This window comes from Streptomyces phytophilus (genome assembly GCF_013870535.1).
Lineage (GTDB): Bacteria > Actinomycetota > Actinomycetes > Streptomycetales > Streptomycetaceae > Streptomyces > Streptomyces phytophilus.
On the sequence record NZ_JACBXC010000496.1, the window covers coordinates 1 to 4174 of the forward strand.

Consider the following 4174-nt stretch of genomic DNA (forward strand, 5'->3'; position numbering starts at 1 on the left):
GCTGGACACACTGGACAAGCTGAAGGTCGGTGAGGACAACAAGATCGAGACCGACCAGGTCGCCGCGGCGCTGGCAGGCGTCGGCCAGGGCGTGGACACGACCCGGCGCACGGTGCTCGCGCCGCTGACGGGCCTCCAGCTCAACCCGCTGGCCAAGACCGGCTCCGACCCGCTGGACAACTCGGTGGGCACCGCGGTCGGCGAGGACGGTGCGCCGCCGGTGAGCACGGCGGCGGTCACCGGGCCGCTGGCCGAGGGCGCGTCGCTGAGCGAGCTGCCGACGGCCGGCCCGCTCGTCTCGGGCCTCGTCGGCTGAGCGCGGCGCAGCAACCGGGAACCTTGGCGCAGACGGCCCGCGGAGAACACTCCGCGGGCCGTCTGCGTACGCGCCGTGTGCGCCGTGTGCGCCGTGCGCCGTCGCCGCCGTACGCGGCTTCCGTACGCACCCCGCACAAGGCCCCGGCCCGGGGCGAGTACGACTCGCCCCGGGCCGGGTACCAGGATTCCCCGTGTGGTGCCGGACTCAGCCGGCGTCGTTGCCCGCGCCGTTGCCCGAGAGGATCGGGAAGTCGTCCAGCAGGTGGGACAGCGGGGCGTCGCCCTGGTCCGCGCTGGAGTTCTTGGCGCAGGTCTGGTTCTGGTTCTGGGCCAGGATCTCGTCCACGCCGACGTTGGCGAGGTTGATGACGTTGACGAGCTGCTTCGCGTTCTTCGCGGCCTGCGGCAGCGCGATGCAGGGCTCGTTCAGCGAGCCGTTGACCAGGCTCATGTTCGGGCTCATGTAGCCGCCCGTCTGGGTGTTGCCGTACGCCTGCGTCGAGCCGTTGCCGTTGGCGTACGGGCCGTCGCCGCTGTCGTCGGCAGCCAGTGCCTGCGGGGCGGCCAGCGCGGAGGCGCCGAGCATGGTGACGGCAACCGCCGCGGTCTTCAGGTACTTCTTCATGATTTTCTTTCCTTTTCCACCTGAGGGAACAACGATGCGGGCACGCTGTACAACTCCGCACCCTTGAGTGAGTTATCCTCAATCGCCCGTTCGGACGATCGGATAGTGTCCGGAGCGAAACCGACCGCTCAGGAGCCGCCGCGCGACTCCGCGCCGGCGGGCGCCAGGGTGTTCTGTGGCAGGGCGCCCTGGATGACGTCGTGCGCCGCGTCGTCGACCGGCCTGGTGAGTTCTCGGACCGCCGGCCCGTCGACCGGCAGGCTGTGCTGCACCAGTTCGGTCGCGGGCCGGTTGACCAGACCCTCCACGGCCTGCTGGGCCGCGGCGTCCAGACTCAGGTCCGGGCTGGTGAGCCCGGGGTCGACTGCGCCCGCCTGGCCGGCAGTGCCGAGTGCCAGGGCGGCACCGCACAGGACCACGGCAGACTTGACGTACTTCACTTGGCATCCTTTCCGCCACGGAGTCTTCGGAGCGAATTCCTTACCGTCGGAGCGACGGCCGTCCCGAAGCCCCACCTTCGTTATTCGAAACGAGGACGGCGCGCCGACGACACGGCACGCGGAATAATCGCGTACAAGTCCCCCGTGCGGAGCAATGATGCGATTGTCCGGGTAACCGGGAATAGCGGCTGCGGAATGCCATGAAATGCCACCGGCGAACGGGCGGAAAAAGGCCCAGGACCGGCTTTCCGGTCCTGGGCCCACCCGTTTCTTCGCCCGCGCGTGCGGGTGTCGTCAGCCGGCCCGAAGCCGGCCCGCGTCAACCCGCGTCTCCGCCCGTCCGGCCGTCGACCACGCTCAGCGGCAGCAGCTTCTTGCCCGTCGGGCCGATCTGGATCTCCGTGTCGAGCTGCGGGCACACGCCGCAGTCGAAGCAGGGCGTCCAGCGGCAGTCCTCGACCTCCGTCTCGTCGAGCGCGTCCTGCCAGTCCTCCCAGAGCCAGTCCTTGTCCAGGCCGGAGTCCAGGTGGTCCCAGGGCAGGACCTCCTCGTAGGAGCGCTCGCGGGTCGTGTACCAGTCGAGGTCCACGCCGTGCGCCGGGAGCGCCTTGTCCGCGCAGCGCATCCAGCGCTCGTACGAGAAGTGCTCCCGCCAGCCGTCGAAGCGCCCGCCGTCCTCGTAGACGGCGCGGATGACGTCGCCGACGCGGCGGTCGCCGCGGGAGAGCAGGCCCTCGACGATGCCGGGCTTGCCGTCGTGGTAGCGGAAGCCGATGGCGCGGCCGTGGCGCTTGTCGGCGCGGATGCGGTCCCGCAGCTGCTCCAGGCGGGCGTCGGTGTCCTCGGCCGAGAGCTGCGGAGCCCACTGGAAGGGCGTGTGCGGCTTGGGCACGAAGCCGCCGATGGAGACGGTGCAGCGGATGTCGTTGGACCGCGCGACCTCGCGGCCCTTGGCGATGACCTTGGCCGCCATGTCCGCGATCTGCACGACGTCCTCGTCCGTCTCGGTCGGCAGCCCGCACATGAAGTAGAGCTTGACCTGCCGCCAGCCGTTGCCGTACGCGGTGGCGACGGTGCGGATCAGGTCCTCCTCCGAGACCATCTTGTTGATGACCTTGCGGATGCGCTCCGTGGCGCCCTCGGGGGCGAAGGTCAGGCCGGAGCGGCGGCCGTTGCGCGTCAGCTCGTTGGCCAGGTCGATGTTGAAGGCGTCGACCCGGGTGGAGGGCAGCGACAGGCCGACCTTGTCCTCCTCGTAGCGGTCGGCGAGGCCCTTGGCGACGTCGCCGATCTCGCTGTGGTCGGCCGACGACAGCGACAGCAGGCCGACCTCCTCGAAGCCGGTGGCCTTCAGGCCCCGGTCGACCATCTCGCCGATGCCGGTGATGCTGCGCTCCCGTACCGGACGGGTGATCATGCCCGCCTGGCAGAAGCGGCAGCCGCGGGTGCAGCCGCGGAAGATCTCCACGCTCATCCGCTCGTGCACGGTCTCGGCCATCGGCACCAGCGGCTGCTTCGGGTACGGCCACTCGTCGAGGTCCATGACGGTGTGCTTGGAGACCCGCCACGGCACGCCGGAGCGGTTCGGTACGACGCGGGCGATGCGGCCGTCGGGCAGGTACTCGACGTCGTAGAACGACGGCACGTACACCCCGCCCGTCCGCGCCAGCCGCAGCAGCACCTCCTCGCGCCCGCCCGGGCGGCCCTCGGCCTTCCACGCCTTGACGATGTCGGTCATCGTCAGCACGGCCTGCTCGCCGTCGCCGATCACCGCGCAGTCCACGAAGGCGGCGACCGGCTCCGGGTTGAACGCGGCGTGCCCGCCGGCGACGACGATCGGGTCGTCGTCGCCGCGGTCGGCGGCGGCCAGCGGGATGCCGGCGAGGTCGAGGGCGGCGAGGAGGTTGGTGTAGCCCAACTCGGTGGAGAAGGAGACGCCGAAGAGGTCGAAGGCGCGCACCGGGCGGTGGCTGTCCACGGTGAACTGCGGCACGTCGTGCGTGCGCATCAGCTCCTCCAGGTCCGGCCACACGCTGTAGGTGCGCTCGGCGAGGGCGTCGGCGCGCTCGTTGAGCACCTCGTACAGGATCATGACGCCCTGGTTGGGCAGGCCGACCTCGTACGCGTCGGGGTACATCAGCGCCCAGTGGACGTCGACCGCGTCCCAGTCCTTGACGGTGGAGTTCAGCTCACCGCCGACGTACTGGATCGGCTTCTGGACATGCGGGAGGAGGGCTTCCAGGCGGGGGAAGACCGACTCGACGGTGGATGCGGGCACGGCAGTCATCGGGAAAGCTGTCCTCGGCTGTCCTGTGGTATGTACGCGGGTGACCATTCAGCGTAGCGCGCGCCCCGCGCATGCCACTCCTCGCGCTGCTCAGAGATGCTTGTGCGAAAGCCGCGGCAGCCGGTCGCGCAGCTCCGCCGCACGCGCCTCCTCGCGCGCGTAGAGCACGCCGTACGTGAACGAGGGCTCCCCCGCCGCCTGCGCCTGCACCGCGATCTCGCGCAGCGCGGCCCGCGCCAGCACGCCGTCCTGGTAGTCGCCGAGCAGCTCCTGGACCTCCCGCATCAGCGACGTGACGGTCTTGGCCTCCCGGCCGAGGACGGTGCGGGCCACCTCGGCGGCGTACCGGGTGCGCTTGGCGGCCTTGCGGGTCTCGTGGATGGCGGTGTCGCGGTCGGGGCCCGGCGCGAGGTCGAAGGTCTCCTGGAGGGAGCCGGCGAAGCGCCGGTACTGGCGGTCGACGGCCTTGCGGAGCACGGGCTCCGCCGGCCGGCCGGCGGCGGT

General features: G+C 70.8%; 5 protein-coding genes. 1 reads left to right on the plus strand and 4 read right to left on the minus strand.

Annotated features, from left to right (window positions below; translation table 11 throughout):
- Positions 1-316 (plus strand): hypothetical protein (locus H5J30_RS19980; RefSeq protein ID WP_181788776.1); only part of this gene is annotated, 316 nt, incomplete at its 5' end.
- A 207-nt stretch (positions 317-523) separates the two neighbouring features.
- Here the strand turns inward: H5J30_RS19980 and H5J30_RS19985 are convergent.
- The 4 genes from H5J30_RS19985 to H5J30_RS20000 all read right to left on the minus strand — a co-directional run.
- Positions 524-943, minus strand: a complete 420-nt coding sequence (locus tag H5J30_RS19985) for a rodlin (RefSeq protein WP_181788777.1) — start codon at positions 941-943, stop codon at positions 524-526.
- 128 nt (positions 944-1071) lie between these two features.
- A complete protein-coding gene (locus H5J30_RS19990; RefSeq protein WP_181788778.1) occupies positions 1072-1383 on the minus strand; it encodes a hypothetical protein in 312 nt (103 codons plus the stop codon).
- A gap of 319 nt (positions 1384-1702) precedes the next feature.
- Entirely contained in the window at positions 1703-3670 is a 1968-nt protein-coding gene (locus tag H5J30_RS19995) for a TIGR03960 family B12-binding radical SAM protein (RefSeq protein ID WP_181788779.1), read from the minus strand.
- A gap of 90 nt (positions 3671-3760) precedes the next feature.
- On the minus strand, positions 3761-4174 hold a 414-nt coding region (locus tag H5J30_RS20000; protein ID WP_181788780.1), incomplete at its 5' end, for a CHAD domain-containing protein.

What these genes read in the sequence shown, in the direction of transcription:
- H5J30_RS19985 (WP_181788777.1), bottom strand. Translation starts at nt 943, where the DNA reads ATGAAGAAGTACCTGAAGACCGCGGCGGTTGCCGTCACCATGCTCGGC.
- H5J30_RS19995 (WP_181788779.1), bottom strand. Translation starts at nt 3,670, where the DNA reads ATGACTGCCGTGCCCGCATCCACCGTCGAGTCGGTCTTCCCCCGCCTG.